The organism is Jutongia huaianensis (genome assembly GCF_014384985.1).
In the GTDB taxonomy this organism is placed as follows: domain Bacteria; phylum Bacillota; class Clostridia; order Lachnospirales; family Lachnospiraceae; genus Jutongia; species Jutongia huaianensis.
On sequence record NZ_JACRSX010000014.1, the window covers coordinates 49,965 to 68,021 of the forward strand.

Consider the following 18,057-nt stretch of genomic DNA (forward strand, 5'->3'; position numbering starts at 1 on the left):
AGGTAAACAATGACACTTCTGACATATCAGGTATTTAAGACGGTGGCCGAGCAAGGGAGCTTCCGTAAGGCGGCAGATATCCTTGGGCTGACGCCGTCAGCAATCAGTCATGCGGTTTCTGCCATGGAAGGAGAACTGGGATTCACGGTGCTGAACCGCAGCAAAAATGGCGTTACATTGACAAATTACGGAGAGCATTTACTGCCTTATGTCAATGCCGTATTAAACAGTGATGAAAGTCTGCAGCAGGCGATTTCGGAGTTTAACGGATTAAAGCGTGGTAAGGTGAAGCTTGGCTGTTTTTCCAGTGTATGTACCAACTGGCTGCCGGACATTATGCGTTCCTTTCAAAAGAAATACCCGGACATTGAGATTGAGGTATTTCAAGGGACTTATGATGATGTGACCTATTGGTTGAAAAACGGTGTGGTGGATCTGGGTTTTTTATCTACCTCCAGTGCGAAGGATATTCCGATTGAGCCGTTGTGGAGGGATCCTCTTCTATGCATTGTTCCGAAAGGAATGAAAAAGGAGAAGGATACAGATTATATGGATATCGGGGAGATCAGGAATCATCAGTTTGTGACCCAGAGAGAGTCTACCGATGCGGATATCCAGAATTTTCTAAAGGAGAATTCCATCAATATCCAGTCTAATTATCATGTGGTAGATGATCTGTCGACGGTCGCTATGGTGGCAAATGGGTTTGGAATCTGTCTGATGCCTCAGATGGTTATGCGGGATATTCCCTATGAGGTCGACTGCTATCCGGTACAGCCTTATGCGGAGCGCGTGATCGGTCTGGCAACCCTTCATCCGGAGTTTTTGGCGCCGGCAGTACGTTCCATGTACAATCACATATTAGAAAATTACAAAGAAGACTTTTAATGCAAAACACAAAAGTCAGATATATAATAAAATAATAGCTTTGCCAGGAAAAATTTTCCTTAATATAAAATGGCAGGTGTCCATATTTTCGGACACCTGCCGTTTTGCTTTTTCAAACCTATCATTCATTATTTTACGAGGATCTGCGATTTCATTGGTTTATCATTTCGTTTGCGCAGTTTGATCCTTTTTACATTATATTTTTTGCCGTCAAATACTTTGATGTCAGTGTCCGGTTGAACCAATGCACCATGCAGCACCTCATCATTGTCGGCAAGGGTAATACCCTTGAGGCCACGGCTTGTCTTTTTGAACTCATTTACTTCTGCAAGTGGGAAGCCCAGTGACATTCCCTTTTTCGTGATCATAATTACCTTGCGGTCGCCAAAGATTGCATCCTCCGGCATCACCTGCTCAACGGCAACTAACAGATCGTCTGCATCCAGCTTGGAAGCACTGACCATATAACGGCTTGTTTCAAATTCGATGCCGGATACCTGTTTTACATAGCCCTTTTTGGTGATAAAGAGGAGCTGTGAGTTGAAAAGTTCTTCGAAGGAGATCATCAAAAGACCGTTCTCCTCATTGTTCATTTTGCAGAGATTGTGAATTAACATTCCCTTGTCGCGGGCTTTTCCCTTCGGAATATCTTTTGCCTTGATCTGGTACATATTACCCTGATCCGTGAAGACACAGAGCTTGTCCGTATTCTTCATCATAACTGTATGCGGAATCTCCTGCAGCGTTTCCGGTGCCAGACGGCCGTAAGCGGCACTGTCCATAGATTTTGCATATCCAAAGCGGTCGATCAGTACATAGATATCTTCTTCCTTGACCTCCTCAACATAATTGGTCACTGTAAGATTGCAAAGCTCTGTACGTCTTGGTCTGCCAAACTGCTTTTTATATGTGGTTAAGCGTTTCTTGATCACTTTATGAAGCTTTGTGATACTGCCGAGAATGTCTTCGTATTCGGCGATATTGGCAAGGAGTGTTTCGTTTTCCTGGTGCAGCTTCATCAGTTCCAGACCAACGAGACGGCTCAGTGGCATAGCAAGGATCGCGTCTGCCTGGCGTTCCGTGAAGGTCAGGGTCTGAGCTTCGTATTCGGAGTCCGGATTGCGGAAGCTGATGCCGTCGGTAATGCCAAGAGTCAGACACAGTTTTGCCTGTTTAACGGAATTACTTCCACGGAGAATCTCGATGATCAGATCGATCACATCTGTGGCAACGATCAGACCGGTAACAATTTCCTGACGATCCTTGGCCTTGGCAAGGAGATGTTCATATTCCTTTGTGTACAGTTCCTCCTGAAAGTGAACGAATTCGTCGATCACGCCCTTTAATGTGAATGTAAACGGCTGTTTATCTTTGACTGCAAGGAAATTGACACCGTAGGTATCCTCCAGAGCTGTCTTTTTGTAAAGTCCGTTGAGAAGGTTTTCCACATTACGGTCCTTTTTGACCTCCACCACCAGACGGATGCCCTCCTTGGAGGACTCATCCCGCACATCATAGATCTCATCAAATACTTTATCCTTGGTAAGGGTAAGGAGAGACTCTAGGAGCTTTTGTTTGTTGCCTGCTACCGTATAAGGAATTTCTGTAATTACAATGTTTTTGCGGCCATAATCACTGTCCTCAATGACGGTTTTTGCACGGAGCTTTAATTTTCCCTCGCCGGTTTCATAAATGGTGCGGATATCATCTGCATTTGTGATCATAGCGCCGGTTGGAAAATCCGGTCCCTTAATATACTGCATCAATTCATAAGTTGAGATATCGGGATCATCCATATAGGCGATCACACCGTCAATCACTTCGGAAGGATTGTGCGGCGGAATATTGGTTGCCATACCAACAGCAATACCTGTGGTGCCGTTTAATAAAAGATTTGGGAGGGTTGCCGGCAGTACCAGCGGCTCCTTTTCGCTTTCATCGAAGTTTGGTCCAAAAGGAACAAGTCCTTTGTCCAGATTATCTAACATCGTCATGGCACCGGAGGAAAGACGTGCCTCTGTGTATCGCATGGCTGCAGCACTGTCACCATCGATGGAACCAAAGTTTCCGTGACCGTCTACCAGTGGGATTGACAGGGAATAATCCTCTGTCATATGTACCAGGGCATCGTAAATCGAGCTGTCACCGTGTGGATGGTATTTACCCATGGTGTCACCGACGATACGTGCACTCTTACGATGTGGCTTGTCCGGAGCCAGTCCCAGCTCCTTCATGGCGTAGAGGATACGTCTCTGCACCGGCTTCAAGCCGTCCCGGATATCCGGCAGGGCACGGGCAATGATAACGCTCACGGCGTAGTCGCGGTAGGAATTACGCATTTCCTCAGAAAAATCTAATTGTATAATGGATGAATCCGTTGTTTTCATAATCATAACCTCATTTTCAAATGGATAGAAACTTTATTTTGCTTTGTTTAAATATCAAGATTGGCATACTTTGCCTCTGACATAATAAACTCACGTCTCGGAGGAACATTGCTGCTCATCAGCGTGGTCGTGACTTCGTCGGCATCTACGGTATCACTGATGGAGATCTGTGCCAGAATACGGCTTTCCGGATCCAGAGTGGTTTCCCAGAGCTGCTCGGCGTCCATTTCACCAAGTCCTTTGTAGCGCTGGATGCCTGTAATCTTGTAGGATTTATTCTTACGGAATTTTTCCAGCTCAAAATCATTAAATACATAGCGGGATAATTTCTTTTTGCCCTTTTTCTTTTTGGAAACGGGTTCTTCCGGTTCCTCGTCCGGAGAGATAAGCCCCAAAGCGATATCCTCCTCCCGCTGCTTGGCTGCCTGGCTCACGGTTTCATAATCTACCTTATAAAGAGGAGGCAGACCGCGGTAGATCTTGCCGGCGTAGATCAGCTCCGGCATAAACCGGTAGAAAAACGTCAGCAGGAGAGTACTGATATGGGCGCCGTCTACGTCGGCATCGGTCAATATAATGATCTTATCATAGCGGAGTTTGCTGATATCAAAATCATCCCCGATTCCACAGCCGAAAGCTGCGATCATAGATTTGATCTCGTTATTTAACAGAATCTTTTCCAGAGTTGCCTTTTCTACGTTCAATATCTTTCCACGAAGAGGAAGCACGGCCTGTGTCTTTCGGTTGCGGGCTGTCTTTACGGTACCGCCGGCGGAATCACCCTCGACGATATATACCTCGCATTCCTCCGGCTTGCGGGAGGTGCAGGAGGCAAGTTTGCTTTTGGTGTCCACATCATTGAGCTGCTTCAATACAGCCGTTCTTGCTTTATCGCTTGCTTTACGGGCGTTGTAGGATTTCATGGAATTTTCCAGAATGGCCCGCAGGATCTCTACATTTTTATCGAAGTAACGCTGGACTTCCGTACTAAACACATCGTCTACCGCTGTTTTGGCATCGGTATTGCCAAGCTTTGTCTTGGTCTGGCCTTCAAACTGTGGGTCCGGGTGTTTGATGGAGATAATGGCAACCAGACCGTTTCGGATATCCTTACCGTCAAAATTTTCATCCTTGTCCTTCAGGATGCCAAGCTCTCTGGCGTACTGGTTCATAACGCGGGTCAGTGCGGTTTTAAAGCCTGTTACAAGTGTACCGCCGTCCACGACATTGATGCGGTTGCAGTATGGATTGATCTGCTCGGAAAAGCTGTTGGTATACTGAAATGCAACCTCAACCTCGATATCGCCACTGGTGCCTTCAATATAGATCGGTGTCGGATGAAGTGTGACTGCTTCCCGGTTAATGTAGCTGACAAAACTCTGAATACCAAACTCTTCCTGATATGTAATGGTTTCATTTTCGTTTTCGTTTTTGTAGATCAGCTTGAGATTTTTATTGAGGAAGGCAATTTCCTTTAATTTCTTTTTGATAACCTCCGGCTTGAAGGTGATGGTTTCAAAAATTTCGGCATCCGGATAGAAGGTTACTTTGGTACCGGTATTGGATTTTGTACATTTTCCGATCACCGGGAGCTGGCCGTTTTCCAGCTTCGTTACCGGATGCCCGCCATTTTCATATTCGTCCCGGTAAACCTGTCCGTTACGCCGCACCTCGACGATCATGTGAGAGGAGAGGGCGTTGACTACAGAGGAGCCAACGCCGTGGAGACCGCCGGATACTTTATAAACAGTACTGTTGAACTTACCACCTGCGTGGAGAACGGTATAGACAACACGAACCGTCGGTATCTTCTGAGTCGGATGGATATCCACCGGCACACCACGGCCGTTATCCTCAATGCAGACGCCACCGTCTTTCTGGAGGGTGATATGGATTTCGCTGCAAAAGCCGGCGAGCTGCTCATCAATGGCATTGTCCAGAATCTCCCATATTAAATGATGAAGTCCACGGGAACCTGTGGAACCAATATACATGCCGGGACGCTTCCGGACTGCTTCCAGTCCTTCCAATACTACAATTTCTTTTCCGGTATATTCACTCATACTGCTCTCCCTTTCTGATTTCGTACAAACATATATTCGTCATCCACCATACCATAAATAATAAAGAAATGCAAATAACCACCCTTGAAACTATCCTTCGTTTTTGGTATCCTATCAAAGATGAGTCACTCAAGCTTTTCGCCTGAGAATATTATCGACAGATTCTGTTGTTTCAGGGGAAAGCCGGAGTAAATAAACTTTGAAAACAATATCAATTAAGGAAGGAAGTTTTACGGATGAAAAAGATACCATTTGTAACCAAGGAACAGGTCGAGGAGATCACAAAGACATATCCGACCCCTTTCCACATCTATGATGAGAAGGGCATCAGAGAGAATGCAAGACGTCTGAAGGCTGCATTTTCCTGGAATAAAGGATATCGGGAGTATTTTGCGGTAAAGGCAACGCCCAATCCATTTATTCTGAAGATCCTTCAGGAAGAGGGCTGTGGTGTTGACTGTTCATCCCTGACAGAGCTGATGATGTCTGAGAAGTGTGGCTTCTCGGGCAGTGACATAATGTTTTCTTCCAATGTGACACCGGCAGAGGAGTATGTAAAGGCAAAAGAGCTGGGAGCATTTATCAATCTGGATGATATTACCCACATTGATTTTCTGAAGGACTGCGCAGGTATTCCGGAGACAATCTGCTGTCGTTACAATCCGGGAGGAGTATTCCAGCTTGGTACGGATATCATGGATAATCCGGGAGATGCCAAGTATGGTATGACCAAGGAGCAGATGATCGAGGCGTTCAAGAGATTGAAAGAACTCGGTGCAAAGCGTTTTGGCATCCATTCTTTCCTTGCCAGCAACACTGTGTCTAATGAGTATTATCCGACTCTGGCAGGTATTCTGTTTGAACTTGCCGTGGAGTTAAAAGAAAAGACAGGTGTGGAGATTGCATTTATTAATCTTTCCGGCGGAGTTGGCATTCCATATACACCGGATAAGGAGCCAAACAATATCGAGATCATCGGTGACGGTGTTCGTCAGAAATTTGAGGAGATCATGGTTCCGGCAGGTATGGGTGATGTTGCAATCTTTACAGAGCTTGGACGTTTTATGCTGGCTCCGTATGGCGGTCTGGTGACAAAGGCAATTCACGAGAAGCATATTTATAAAGAATACATTGGTGTGGATGCCTGTGCGGCAAATCTGATGCGTCCGGCAATGTACGGTGCTTATCATCATATTACCGTGCTTGGTAAGGAGGATGCGCCTTGTGATCACAAGTATGATGTGACGGGCTCTCTCTGTGAAAATAATGATAAATTTGCCATTGACCGTATGCTTCCGAAGATTGATATGGGAGATTACCTGTTTATTCATGATGCGGGTGCCCACGGTTTTTCTATGGGATACAATTACAATGGACGTCTTCGTTCCTCAGAGCTTCTTTTGCAGGAGGACGGCAGCGTGAAGATGATCCGTCGTGCAGAGACTCCGGCAGATTATTTTGCCACATTTGATTTCTGTGATATCCTGAAATAACGATGGAAAATCATAAGATAAAAGCAGTCATTATATCAATAAAATAGCGTAAAATTGAAATTTAACACCTTTTTGTAAAAGAAGGTGTTAAATTTTTTACAGATATTTCCGATACATATATAGAGAAAATGAAAATGCAGAATATTTAGGTGGTGATTATTATGAGAATCGATGCATACAATCAGATCAGTCAGTTATATCAGGCAAGCAAGCCAAAGAAGATCACAAAGAAAAGTGAAGCCACTGTAAAAGAGCAGTATACCGTATCCAGCAAGGGTCAGGATTATCAGGCGGCGAAGAAAGCACTTGCAGCAGCACCGGATATCCGCGAGGAAAAGGTTGCAGCACTGAAGGAGCAGATTGCATCCGGCAGTTATAATGTATCTGCACAGGAGATTGCGGATTCTGTTGTGAGCAAGTTTTTTGATTCAAGTATCTGATAAGGAAATGAGGTAGTCCATTGGCCAGTTTGATGGAGGAGTTGATCACGGTCCTTAGCAGGGAGAAGGAGATTTATGAGAAGCTGATTCCTATCTCTGAGAGGAAGACCGTTGTGCTGATCCGGGAGGACCTTCAGGAACTTCAGAAGGTTACCGATGAGGAGCAGCAGCTTTTGGATGCTGCGTATGCGGCAGATAAGAAAAGAGAAAAGATCATTGAAAATATCGGAATCGTTTTAAATCGTGATCCGAAGGAGCTTGATCTTACCACATTGGCGAGACTTATGGCGAGACAGCCGGCGGAGAAAAAACAGCTCAGTGAGCTTCATGATTCGTTGAAGCTTGTGATGGACAGACTTGTCAATGTAAATCAAAAAAATAAAGAATTGATTGAAAATTCCCTAGAAATGATTGAATTCAATATGAATTTTATTCAAAGTACACGGATGTCACCGGGGAGCAATAATTACAATCGCAATGCATCCAGCAGCTACGGCGTTGATATGGGACCGGGAGCTTTTGATGCAAAACAGTGATTTGATTATTTTGAGCCAGTCGTGTGGCTGGCTTGGGTCAGTCTATCGGCTGATTTTGCCGATCGTTCGGCACCCCTGAGGGCATTCGCTTTTTCAATTTATAGAAAAAGCACGTAACGCAGCAGGACACCAACGAGAATTGCAAAGCAATTCTTGGAGGGTAAAACGCTGGTTTTACCCTTTTTCAATTTATAGGGAAAGGGACAGATGACATATATAGAAAGGCATAGGTAGTTAGTATGGGAAGCTTATTTACAAGTTTTAATTCCGGTGTATCAGGACTTCATGCAGCACAGTCCGGATTAAATACCACCTCCCACAACCTTGCAAATGTAAAGACGAAGGGATATACCAGACAGCAGAATATTCAGGTGGATTCCTATTATCAGAATGTAAAGGTAGCGATAGACGGTTCGCTGATCCAGACAGGTATGGGTACGAAAGTGTCTGCAGTACGGCAGATCAGAGATATGTTTCTGGACAAGGAGTTTCGTCTGGAGACGGGACGCCAGGCATTTTATGAGAAATTGTCTGAGACTGCAGGGGAGATAGAGGATATCTTTGGCGAGACAGAAGGCATGGAGTTTCGTGACAATCTGCAGGCGTTGTGGAATGTCATGCAGGAGATGGCAAATAACCCGGAGGATATTACCAAAAGACAGCTTTTTATCTCTACGGCAGAATCCTTTCTGGAGACCTCCCAAAATGTATATAATCAGATCAATACTTATCAGGTCAGTCTGAATACGGAAATCAGTGATCAGGTAGATAAGATCAATGAAATAGGTGAGAAGATCGCATTTTACAATCAGCAGATCGTCAAGATTGAGGCAGCCGGTGTGGAGAATGCCAATGATTACCGGGATGCAAGAAATCAGCTTCTGGATGAATTAAGCACTTATGTGAATTTCACCTTCCAGGAGGACGAAAAGGGTGGTATGCAGGTGTATATTGAGCAGGCCCTTTTTGTGGATGGCGGATTAAATTACCATTTGGGATGCGAGACTATGCCGGGGACAGGGTTTTACAAGGTCCGGTGGCTCGATAACGGTTATGGTGATGCTTTCGATACTTCGGAGGCATATTCCAACGAGAAGAAGACGGATGTGGGTTCTTTGCGGGGCGTTTTGACAGCGAGAGGGTTGAAGATCGCTGATTATTCCGATATGCCGAAGCAGCCGGTGAAGGATGATTACATTGATGATGCCGGTGTATTTGATGAAACCGCCTACAAGGTGGCTATGAATGATTATAATGCGCAGGTAAAGCGTTACAATAATACGACAGGTAATTCGATCATTACCCAGATTCAGGCACAGTTTGACCAGCTGGTTCATAATGTGGTGAAGCAGATCAATGATGCGTTTGCTCCGAATCTGGAGGTGTCCGGAGATAAGGTGGATCTGGATGGTGCAACCACCGGAACGACAGAAAAGGGAGATGCCTTTGATCTGACAAAGCTTACCGGTGGCACCTATAAGATCCTGGATGTACGAAACTGTCCGGTAGGTACCGATGACAATGCAACCATTGGTACCGAGGTATTTTCCAGAGGTCAGGTGGACCGTTATCAGAAGATCACTCTGGACAGCCAGATCTATACCACAGATGCCGAAGGCAATCAGATCGGTCTGGCACAGAAAACCGTCGATGCCGATGGCAATGAGACATACACTCTTTACTTATATAACGAGGAAAATGAGAATGATATTGACTGGATGTACACCTTAAACAGTCTGGTGATCAATAAGGACCTGATCGCAGATTATTCTCTGTTGGAAGTGAAGGCCAATCCGGAGCAGGGACTGGAAGGAGCATATGCCTTTGGCGGCAATTTGTTTCAGGATCTTTTGAATTCCTGGGATAAGGAACTGGGAGTGCTTGATCCGAATTCGCTGGCAGCATATGATTTCGATGATTATTATACCAATATGATCGGAGGTCTTGGTGTTCGTGGAAACGGCTGGAACAGTATGGTGGATTACCAGAAGTCACAGGTGGAAAGCATCGAGGATAAACGGCAGCAGGTCAACGGAGTATCATCCGATGAAGAACTGGTCAATATGATGCTGTATCAACATGCATATAACGCAGCATCCAGATATATCAATACCATTGATAGTATGCTGCAGTATCTGATTGAGAGACTGGGATAGGAGGAAGCATATGCCATCTACATTTTTTGGACTGAATATTGCTACATCAGGCATGAATACATATAATGCCGGGTTAAATACCACGGCACACAATATTTCAAACCGTAACACCAAGGGATATACCAGACAGACAGTGGAGCAGCAGGCAAAGAATCCATTAAGCCTCGGAACCTCTTACGGCATGCTGGGAACCGGTGTTACTGCAACAGATATTGTGAGCAGCAGAGATGTTTATTATGATTATAAGTATCGCAAAAGCAATTCTGTTTACAGCAAATATGATACATTAAATCATTATCTGGAAAATATACAGAATTATCTTTACTCTAAGGACTCTGAGTCCGGTGGCATTACCAATGCATTGGATGAGTTCTTTAAGACAATTTCGCAACAGACGACGGACGCTTCAGATACGACCATGCGCCGTCAGGTATCCGGAGCGGCAGATACCTTGATGAGCTTTGTGCGGGAGACGGCCAACAATCTCCAGACAGCACAGAAGGAGATCAATACACAGATTAAAAGTAATATTGACAAGATTAATACCTATGCTAAGCAGATTGCAGCGTTGAACAAGCAGATCAATACGCTGGAGGTCAACGGCGGCACAGCAAATGATCTTCGCGACCAGAGAGCAAAGGCGGTGGATGAGCTTTCCGCATTGGTGGATGTGGAAGTGGTTACGGATTCTCCAAAGGATGGCAATGGCGTAGAGGAGTTCCTGGTATTTATCGGAGACGGTGTTCTGGTGGATACCTATATGACCAATCAGTTAAAGATCGAGGCGAGTACCACAAAAGCAAATCAGACTGACAATGAGGGACTTTACAATATTAAATGGAGCAATGGCCAGGACTTTAATATCCGCAGCGGTATTCTGGGAGGCGAGCTTCAGGCATTGCTTGAACTGCGGGATGGTAATAATGCAGAGAATTTTGCAGCGACACTGACCGGATATGATGCAGGAGGAAATGGAACGGCAGGAACCATCAAGCTGAAGGCGTCTCAGGGAGATTCCACCTGCAGCGCAAATGCATGGGATCTGTCCAAGTTAAATATTCCGGAGAGTGATGGAAAGCTTCGCATCTATAATTACGAGTTTCGGTATGATTCCTTCGAGGTGTCAGTATGTGCCGATGGAAGCTATGAATATACGTTTACTTTAAAGGATTCCATCAAGAATGGAGAGCAGAAGCATCTCGATGTAGCAATGGCAAAGGGAGAGACAACCTCTACTGTAGGGGACAGTGTGGATTTCCGCGGAATTCCATATTATATGTCTCAGTTAAATGAGTTTGTCCGTACATTTTCCGCAAACTTCAATCAGGTTCAGAATGCCGGTTATGATCTCTATCAGGAGAAGGGCTGCGATCTCTTCGTTGCGGCACCGCTGGCAAATGGCGGACAGTTTGATATGACAGAGTTTTTATATAATAAGACGGATGGATGCTATTATCTTAACGGTGTGGCACAGAAGGGGCTGAGTGGCGCCGATGTGGTTTATACTTTCTCTTCCAAGGCAGAGAAAGGCAAATCCTTATCTTATTACAATATGACAGCATTAAGTGTCCAGGTGTCAGATGAGATATTAAATGATGGCAAAAAGCTGGCGTTTTCTACAGAGGCCAATGCCGGTGTAGCTTCCCGTGGGAATCTTACCAAGATGTCTGCCTTACGTGAGGACAACAGTATGTTTAAACAGGGAATCCCGTCCAATTTCCTGGCAGTTATGACAGCTACTGTGGGTGTGGATGGAGCTAAGATCGATGATTGTGCTGCCAATTCCAAGAATATTCTGGATGCTGTTGAGAACCGCCGGCTTTCTAAGTCCGGTGTGGATGAGGATGAAGAAGGAAAGAACATGATCGAATATCAGAACTTACTCAAATACCAGTATCAGGTGATATCGATCATGAATGAAGTCTTAGACAAACTGATCAACGGCACCGGTGTATAAGACCAGAAAGAGAGTGTGAAATCATGAGAGTAACCAATTCGATGATATCCAATAGTGCGCAGTCACATATTGGTAATGCAAAAAGCAGTCTGCTCAAATATGAGGAGCAGTTTACATCAGAGAAGAAGATTCAGAGACCTTCCGATGATCCCACTGTGGCAGTACGCGCGCTGAAATATCGCAGCACGGTATCACAGATTACACAGTATGTGGAAAAGAACGTCAAGGATGCCATGTCATGGATGGACACCACGGAGTCTGCATTAAAAAATATCAACTCTGTGCTGGTGGATATGAAGGGGTATCTGAACCAGGGAGCTAATGATTATCTGGCACAGGATGAGAGAAATTCTGTCTTGTCTGTATTAAAGCAGTATGTATCTTCTATTTTTGAGGATGAGGCAAACTCTGATTATTCCGGCAGATATGTTTTTACCGGTTATCGGACAGATACTTCTCTGCTGTTCAGTGAAGCTACCAAAAATCTCACTTATGACATTAAGGAAAATTTTAAATATACAGATATCGGTACGGTAAATGTGGTAACAGGAAATGTTACCTATCAGGACGGTAATAGTGCGCAGGATTATGCGGATCAGATGACGAAGATTCAGAAGCAGTCCTTCTATAAGATTCCGTTAGCATACAAGAACTGCTCTAAAGCATCCTATGGCTCCGTTAAAGGTGGTAACGATACACAGGAAAATTATGTTACGCTTACCAGCTCCTATAAGGATGCAGCCGGACAGAATGTAACCAAAACCTACAATACCATCACAAGAGCTTCCAGTGATGCGGATGCTTATGATGTAGGGGACGATGAGGTAATTTATCTCTATGATACCGGTGAAGTGCTCGTGGGTAAGAATGTCTATGGAGAGCTTCAGGAAAATCAGGCAGAGTTTCAGGTGAACTATTGTAAGTCTGAGTTTGATAAGAGCGATATCCGTCCGGAGATGTACTTTGAGTGTCAGAGCTACAATCAGGTATCCAAGAAGGAGATTACCTATTCTGATCCGGCAGAACAGACCATCAAGTATGAGGTAAACTTCAGTCAGAATATGACCGTCAATACACAGGGGATGGATGCCATTGACACAGATATTTATCGTACAATTGATTATCTTGCAAATGTCATCAACGATGTGGATGATGTGGAAAAGCGTATCTCCGATGCAGATAAAATGATCGCAAACTGCAAGGATCCGGCAGAAAAGAAGAATCTGGAGGCATATAAAGAATCTCTGGAAACAGAAAAGTCTCTTCGTGTGACGGTTATGACAGAGGCCTTTGGTAAAGGACTTAGTATGGTGGATAAGGCACAGGAAAAGTTAAATGTAGCAGTGGCAGATCTTGGTACGAGATATTCCCGCGTCAAACTGACTTACGATAAGCTGTCAGATCAGAAGGTGGACGTGGAGGAACAGTTGTCTAATAACGAAGATGTAAATATTTCCGATGCCTATATCAATATGACACAGGCTGATAACCTGTATCAGTATGCATTAACGGCGACATCCAAGATACTGGGCAATACATTGCTGGATTATATTTAATGTGATAAAGGTATTTGCAATTATTTTGCTTAGAAATGAGGGAAAGCTATGAAGATTAAGACAAGATACTTTGGGGAGATTGACCTGGACGACAGCAAGATCGTTCATTTTGAAAACGGTCTGTTTGGTTTTGAGGAATATAAAGATTATACGATCCTGTATGATTCCGAAGGAGAGGAAGAGCCGTTTTTCTCCTGGCTGCAGTGTACCACAGAGCAGAGTCTGGCATTTCCAGTGGTAAATCCGCAGAAGGTGCGGGAGGACTATGATCCTGTAGTTGAGGATGAGCTGCTGCGAAGCCTGGGTGAGTTTGGCGAGGATGATCTGGTGGTTCTTGTGCTGGCTACGATCCCGAAGGAAGTAGAGAAAACTTCGGTGAATCTGAAAGCACCGCTGATCATCAATGCAGGCACCCGGAAGGGAGTGCAGCTTGTGGCAGATAATCAGGATTATGAGATCAAACACTTCATCATGAAAACGGATAAGGAGGTGTAAATATGCTGGCATTAGCGAGAAAAGTCAACGAGTCCATTATGCTGGGCAATGACATTGAGATCACCCTGCTGGAGATTAAGGGAGATCAGGTAAAGATCGGCATCAGTGCACCAAAATCTGTTCCGATTTACCGCAAGGAGATATATCTGCAGATCCAGGAGGAGAATAAACAGGCTGCCGGACAGGAGATCGATGTGGAGGCATTGAAAAATGCATTTGGTGGAAAGGGTAAGAAGTAAAGTTTTCGGAGAGGAGATATAATATTTTCCCTCCGTTTTGCCGATATAACACTTAGAAGAAAACAATAACAAGGAGATTCAGAAGCACACGGAGGTGTTAAGGATGAAAATTGAAGCAATAGCAGGTGTCACGTCTAACACGGAGGGAGACTTTGACACAGCGAAACAGGTAGATACAACAGGGAAGAACAGCAGTTATTCGCCGATCTCAGCACCAATCGTTACAAAGGTGCAGAACGGCGACAGTGGCAGCATGGCCGACCAAAATCAGAATAACGGAGCCGATGGGCAGAATCCGGGAGCGAAGGACCCGACGAAAAAGACCATCGATGCGATGATGTCCGAGGCAAATCAGAAGCTCAGCAAAACACGTTGTGAGTATTCTTATGATGAACCCACCAGACGCGTATCCATTAAGGTATATGATAAGGATACAGATAAACTGATCCGTGAGGTGCCACCGGAGAAGTCTCTGGAAGCACTGCAGAAGATATGGGAGCTGGCTGGGATCATTGTGGATGAGAAACGGTAATTATAGAAAGGTAGGATTCGTATGGCAATCAGAATGACAGGTCTTACTTCGGGCCTTGATACAGAGTCTATCGTAGCAGCTCTGATGGAAGCCCAGAAGAGTAAAAAGACAAAGGTAGAAAACAAGAAGACAAAGCTGGAGTGGACACAGACCATCTGGTCCGGTCTGAACAAAAAACTCTATAGTTTTTATACGGATTATGCAGGTAAGATGCGTTTTCAGTCCAGTTATCTTACCAAGAAAGCGGCATCTTCTGATTCGTCTGTGCTTACGGCAACAGCAAAGTCTACAGCAGCTAACGGTTCATACAGCATTAAAGTAAGCCAGCTGGCAGCAGCACAGTATGTTACCAGTGCAAAACTTGGTACATATAAAACCAAGGATGAAGGTGGCAATGATGTTGATACCGCAGTTACATCCAAAACAAAGCTGGCAGATTTGGGATTTGACACTTCCGGCAGTTCAGTGATCGAGATCAAATCAGGAGATAAAAAGATCAATCTCTATGTGGATCAGGATACTACAGTGGCAGATTTTGTACAGAAGTTAAAGGATGCCGGGTTAAATGCGTCCTTTGATGAGAAGCAGTCCCGTTTCTTTATCAGTGCCAAGGACAGTGGTGCAGACAGTAAGTTTACGATCAGCCATACTGCCTTGTCAGCGGATCAGACGGCAGCAAAGGATGCACTGCTTCAGACAATGGATTACAGCACTCTTTCCTCTTCTGATCAGGGTACCGTCAAGCAGGTGCTTAGTGATCTGCAGAATGCCCAGACCACAGAAGCTAAGACTGCTGCATACAAGAGTTTACAGGATATTGCAGATGCTGCAGCAAAGACAAAGGTAACCGATTATTATACAAAGCAGTTGACTGAGAAATATACAAACGAGTATATTACAACAGAAACAGTGACAGATGATGAGGGCAATGAAACAACCGTTGAAAAGCTGACGGATGCAGGTCGTCAGGCTCTTAAGGATGCGAATCTGGATAACGATATATATGTAGATGATGATCGCTTAGCTGTGGTTAAGAATAAATTGATCGCTCAGAATGTAAAAAAGGATCTGGCTACAGATGGTTACAAAAAGAGCATTGAGGATGCAGTAACATATGGATCGGTAGATGCAGGGGTTGCTGAAAAGGCAACCAGAGATGCCGATATTATTGTAGCGGTAGACAATTATGCAGATCAGATCAGCAGCGGAACCGGTGTTGCGGCATCTTCCGGTCTGACAAAGCTTGGCTTGGATAATATTGATGGCTCGGCAGTAAAGGAGAATGCTTCCGGAACCGGAATGGCTGTGATTGCTGCGGCGGATTCCGTTGTACAGGTGAATGGTGCTACGCTTACCAGCAGCAATACTACTTTGAATGTAAACGGTCTGACTTTGGATCTGGTGTCAGCATCAGATAAAGAAGTAAAAGTCACGGTTTCCAATGATAGCAGTGCGGTTTATGATTCTATCAAGGATTTTGTAGAGCAGTATAACAGTATATTGTCAGAGATGAATAAGTATTATTATGCTTCTTCTGCCAGAGGATATGATCCTTTGACGGATGATCAGAAGAAGGAAATGTCTGATGATGAGGTGGAGAAGTGGGAGACTAAGATTAAGGATTCTCTGCTTCGCCGTGATAATACCCTGGAAGGTATTATGCAGACCATGCGTACTACCATGACGGGTACAACAGTCACTGCCTCTAATGGTAAGACATATTCTCTGGCCAATCTGGGTATCACCACAGGTAAGGACTATAAAGAATATGGTCTCCTTCACATCAAGGGAGACGAGGATGATGAGGATTATGCGGATTCTACCAATACATTGGAGAATCTGATCAATGAGGATCCGGATGTGGTACAGGAGGTAATGTCCAAGATTGTTACGGATCTGTATAGCAATTTGAATAAAAAGATGGCTGCAACGACTATGAGCAGTGCTTTGACATTCTATAATGACAAAGAGATGACGAAGCAGGTAACCCAGTATGAGAAGGATATTAAGGAGTGGAAAACAAAACTGGCTGATATGGAGGATCGTTACTATAAGCAGTTTACAGCAATGGAGAAAGCATTGGCTAGTTTACAGTCACAGCAAAGTTCTCTGGCCAGTTATTTAGGTTCCTGATGAATTTGATTGTTGGCATGACATACAATAGAGAACGATACTAAATGGACTTGGTAAGAGTATATAAGGAGTATAAAATAGTGAAAATGCGACAGGGCAGATGATCTTGTTTTTATCCGCATTTTGACTGGAAAATGGAGTGGAGTTATGGCAGGTTACAACAAAGCAGCACAATTATATCAGAAAAATTCAATTGAGACGGCATCTCCGGCAAGGCTGACACTGATGCTTTATGATGGAGCGATTAAGTTTTCTCACATTGCTATTGAAGCAATTGAAGAAGGAAATATAGAGAAGGCTCATAAAAATATTGTCAAAGTACAGAACATCATTGTGGAGTTTCGTTCTACTCTTGATATGAAATATCCGGTTGCAAAGGACTTCGATAATGTCTATGATTATATTTACCGCCGTCTGGTGGAGGCAAATATGAAGAAAGACAAAGAGATTATGGAGGAGGCTCTGGAGCATATTAAGACCATGCGCGATACCTGGAAGGAAGTTATGGAATTGAATCATATGTCATAGTATGAATTAAATGATATGTTATAAAAACTGTCGGGATTTCTCCCGACAGTTTTTATAACATAAATATTGGAATAAGGCTTGTTACAAAGACGTCAGGATAAGAAAGGATGGATATGGACAATACAGGTGTATATATATCAGCACTGCAGGAGTCACTACAGAAGAAGCTGGAGGTGTTAAACAGTCTTTTGAAATTGACGAATGAGCAGAGAAAAATATTGTCAGAACAGGATCCGAATATGGATCGCTTTTCATCTATAATTGATGAGAAGGATAAGCTGCTTGAGACAATGGAAATTTTGGACCGGGGCTTTGAGTCGCTGTTTGCCAAAATTGGGACAACAATTAAGGACAACAAGTACCAGTATCAGCAGCAGATCACAGAGATGCAGAATCTGATCCGGAGCATTACAGATACGGGTCTGCAGATTGAGGGACAGGAGCATCGGAATAAAACAGCATTCCAAAATTATCTCACGGGAGCCAGACGGGAGATTCGGGAGTATTCTACGAATCATCAGATGGCCAATGCCTATTATCAAAATATGGCAAACCAGCATCAGTCATGGCAGTCATATTTTGTGGATCAGAAAAAATAAAAATATTAGCAAAAATTTAAAAAAATGTGTTAAGTATTTCGGAATCATTCCGATA

15 protein-coding genes are annotated in these 18,057 nt (G+C 44.1%); 13 read left to right on the plus strand and 2 right to left on the minus strand.

Going from position 1 to position 18,057, the window contains the following annotated elements:
- Nucleotides 1-9: 9 nt before the first annotated feature.
- Nucleotides 10-888 (plus strand): LysR family transcriptional regulator, encoded by an 879-nt coding sequence (locus H8704_RS10195; protein ID WP_249298207.1) that lies wholly within the window; start codon nucleotides 10-12, stop codon nucleotides 886-888.
- A 128-nt stretch (nucleotides 889-1,016) separates the two neighbouring features.
- Here the strand turns inward: H8704_RS10195 and H8704_RS10200 are convergent, their stop codons facing one another.
- Nucleotides 1,017-3,275 (minus strand): DNA gyrase/topoisomerase IV subunit A, encoded by a 2,259-nt coding sequence (locus H8704_RS10200; RefSeq protein ID WP_249298208.1) that lies wholly within the window; start codon nucleotides 3,273-3,275, stop codon nucleotides 1,017-1,019.
- A gap of 47 nt (nucleotides 3,276-3,322) precedes the next feature.
- A complete protein-coding gene (locus H8704_RS10205; RefSeq protein ID WP_249298209.1) occupies nucleotides 3,323-5,338 on the minus strand; it encodes a DNA gyrase/topoisomerase IV subunit B in 2,016 nt (671 codons plus the stop codon).
- A gap of 236 nt (nucleotides 5,339-5,574) precedes the next feature.
- On the opposite strand from H8704_RS10205, the gene H8704_RS10210 reads away from it, so the two are divergent.
- The 12 genes from H8704_RS10210 (at nucleotide 5,575) to flgN (ending at nucleotide 18,002) form a co-directional block, all read left to right on the plus strand.
- On the plus strand, nucleotides 5,575-6,831 hold the full coding sequence (locus tag H8704_RS10210; RefSeq protein WP_118678777.1) for a diaminopimelate decarboxylase: 1,257 nt from the start codon (nucleotides 5,575-5,577) through the stop codon (nucleotides 6,829-6,831).
- Between the two features lie 161 nt (nucleotides 6,832-6,992).
- A complete protein-coding gene (gene flgM, locus H8704_RS10215) occupies nucleotides 6,993-7,271 on the plus strand; it encodes a flagellar biosynthesis anti-sigma factor FlgM (RefSeq protein WP_249298210.1) in 279 nt (92 codons plus the stop codon).
- A gap of 20 nt (nucleotides 7,272-7,291) precedes the next feature.
- Nucleotides 7,292-7,807, plus strand: coding sequence for a flagellar protein FlgN (locus H8704_RS10220; protein WP_022464692.1), 516 nt, complete (start codon nucleotides 7,292-7,294; stop codon nucleotides 7,805-7,807).
- A 239-nt stretch (nucleotides 7,808-8,046) separates the two neighbouring features.
- On the plus strand, nucleotides 8,047-9,963 hold the full coding sequence (flgK, locus tag H8704_RS10225) for a flagellar hook-associated protein FlgK (RefSeq protein ID WP_022464693.1): 1,917 nt from the start codon (nucleotides 8,047-8,049) through the stop codon (nucleotides 9,961-9,963).
- Nucleotides 9,964-9,973: 10 nt separating this feature from the next.
- Nucleotides 9,974-11,920: a flagellar hook-associated protein FlgK gene (gene flgK / locus H8704_RS10230; RefSeq protein WP_249298211.1), complete on the plus strand. Its 1,947-nt coding sequence runs from the start codon at nucleotides 9,974-9,976 to the stop codon at nucleotides 11,918-11,920.
- A 23-nt stretch (nucleotides 11,921-11,943) separates the two neighbouring features.
- Nucleotides 11,944-13,476, plus strand: a complete 1,533-nt coding sequence (locus tag H8704_RS10235) for a flagellin N-terminal helical domain-containing protein (RefSeq protein ID WP_249298212.1) — start codon at nucleotides 11,944-11,946, stop codon at nucleotides 13,474-13,476.
- A 48-nt stretch (nucleotides 13,477-13,524) separates the two neighbouring features.
- Nucleotides 13,525-13,971, plus strand: a complete 447-nt coding sequence (gene fliW / locus H8704_RS10240; RefSeq protein ID WP_022464696.1) for a flagellar assembly protein FliW — start codon at nucleotides 13,525-13,527, stop codon at nucleotides 13,969-13,971.
- A gap of 2 nt (nucleotides 13,972-13,973) precedes the next feature.
- Nucleotides 13,974-14,210 carry a carbon storage regulator CsrA gene (gene csrA / locus H8704_RS10245; protein WP_022464697.1) on the plus strand — a complete coding sequence of 79 codons (237 nt, stop codon included), beginning with the start codon at nucleotides 13,974-13,976 and terminating at the stop codon, nucleotides 14,208-14,210.
- 103 nt (nucleotides 14,211-14,313) lie between these two features.
- The gene (locus tag H8704_RS10250; RefSeq protein ID WP_249298213.1) at nucleotides 14,314-14,742 is read left to right on the plus strand and encodes a flagellar protein FlaG; all 429 of its coding nucleotides are present in this window, start codon (nucleotides 14,314-14,316) and stop codon (nucleotides 14,740-14,742) included.
- 21 nt (nucleotides 14,743-14,763) lie between these two features.
- Nucleotides 14,764-16,875, plus strand: a complete 2,112-nt coding sequence (fliD, locus tag H8704_RS10255) for a flagellar filament capping protein FliD (RefSeq protein ID WP_249298214.1) — start codon at nucleotides 14,764-14,766, stop codon at nucleotides 16,873-16,875.
- Nucleotides 16,876-17,022: 147 nt separating this feature from the next.
- Nucleotides 17,023-17,403, plus strand: coding sequence for a flagellar export chaperone FliS (gene fliS, locus H8704_RS10260; RefSeq protein ID WP_118679845.1), 381 nt, complete (start codon nucleotides 17,023-17,025; stop codon nucleotides 17,401-17,403).
- Between the two features lie 113 nt (nucleotides 17,404-17,516).
- Nucleotides 17,517-18,002, plus strand: a complete 486-nt coding sequence (gene flgN, locus H8704_RS10265; protein ID WP_182439830.1) for a flagellar export chaperone FlgN — start codon at nucleotides 17,517-17,519, stop codon at nucleotides 18,000-18,002.
- Nucleotides 18,003-18,057: the final 55 nt, after the last annotated feature.

Bases quoted from the DNA above. Each gene is read 5' to 3' on its own strand.
- H8704_RS10195 (WP_249298207.1), top strand. From the start codon at position 10: ATGACACTTCTGACATATCAGGTATTTAAGACGGTGGCCGAGCAAGGG.
- H8704_RS10200 (WP_249298208.1), bottom strand. From the start codon at position 3,275: ATGAAAACAACGGATTCATCCATTATACAATTAGATTTTTCTGAGGAA.
- H8704_RS10205 (WP_249298209.1), bottom strand. From the start codon at position 5,338: ATGAGTGAATATACCGGAAAAGAAATTGTAGTATTGGAAGGACTGGAA.
- H8704_RS10210 (WP_118678777.1), top strand. From the start codon at position 5,575: ATGAAAAAGATACCATTTGTAACCAAGGAACAGGTCGAGGAGATCACA.
- flgM (WP_249298210.1), top strand. From the start codon at position 6,993: ATGAGAATCGATGCATACAATCAGATCAGTCAGTTATATCAGGCAAGC.
- flgK (WP_022464693.1), top strand. From the start codon at position 8,047: ATGGGAAGCTTATTTACAAGTTTTAATTCCGGTGTATCAGGACTTCAT.
- flgK (WP_249298211.1), top strand. From the start codon at position 9,974: ATGCCATCTACATTTTTTGGACTGAATATTGCTACATCAGGCATGAAT.
- H8704_RS10235 (WP_249298212.1), top strand. From the start codon at position 11,944: ATGAGAGTAACCAATTCGATGATATCCAATAGTGCGCAGTCACATATT.
- fliW (WP_022464696.1), top strand. From the start codon at position 13,525: ATGAAGATTAAGACAAGATACTTTGGGGAGATTGACCTGGACGACAGC.
- csrA (WP_022464697.1), top strand. From the start codon at position 13,974: ATGCTGGCATTAGCGAGAAAAGTCAACGAGTCCATTATGCTGGGCAAT.
- H8704_RS10250 (WP_249298213.1), top strand. From the start codon at position 14,314: ATGAAAATTGAAGCAATAGCAGGTGTCACGTCTAACACGGAGGGAGAC.
- fliD (WP_249298214.1), top strand. From the start codon at position 14,764: ATGGCAATCAGAATGACAGGTCTTACTTCGGGCCTTGATACAGAGTCT.
- fliS (WP_118679845.1), top strand. From the start codon at position 17,023: ATGGCAGGTTACAACAAAGCAGCACAATTATATCAGAAAAATTCAATT.
- flgN (WP_182439830.1), top strand. From the start codon at position 17,517: ATGGACAATACAGGTGTATATATATCAGCACTGCAGGAGTCACTACAG.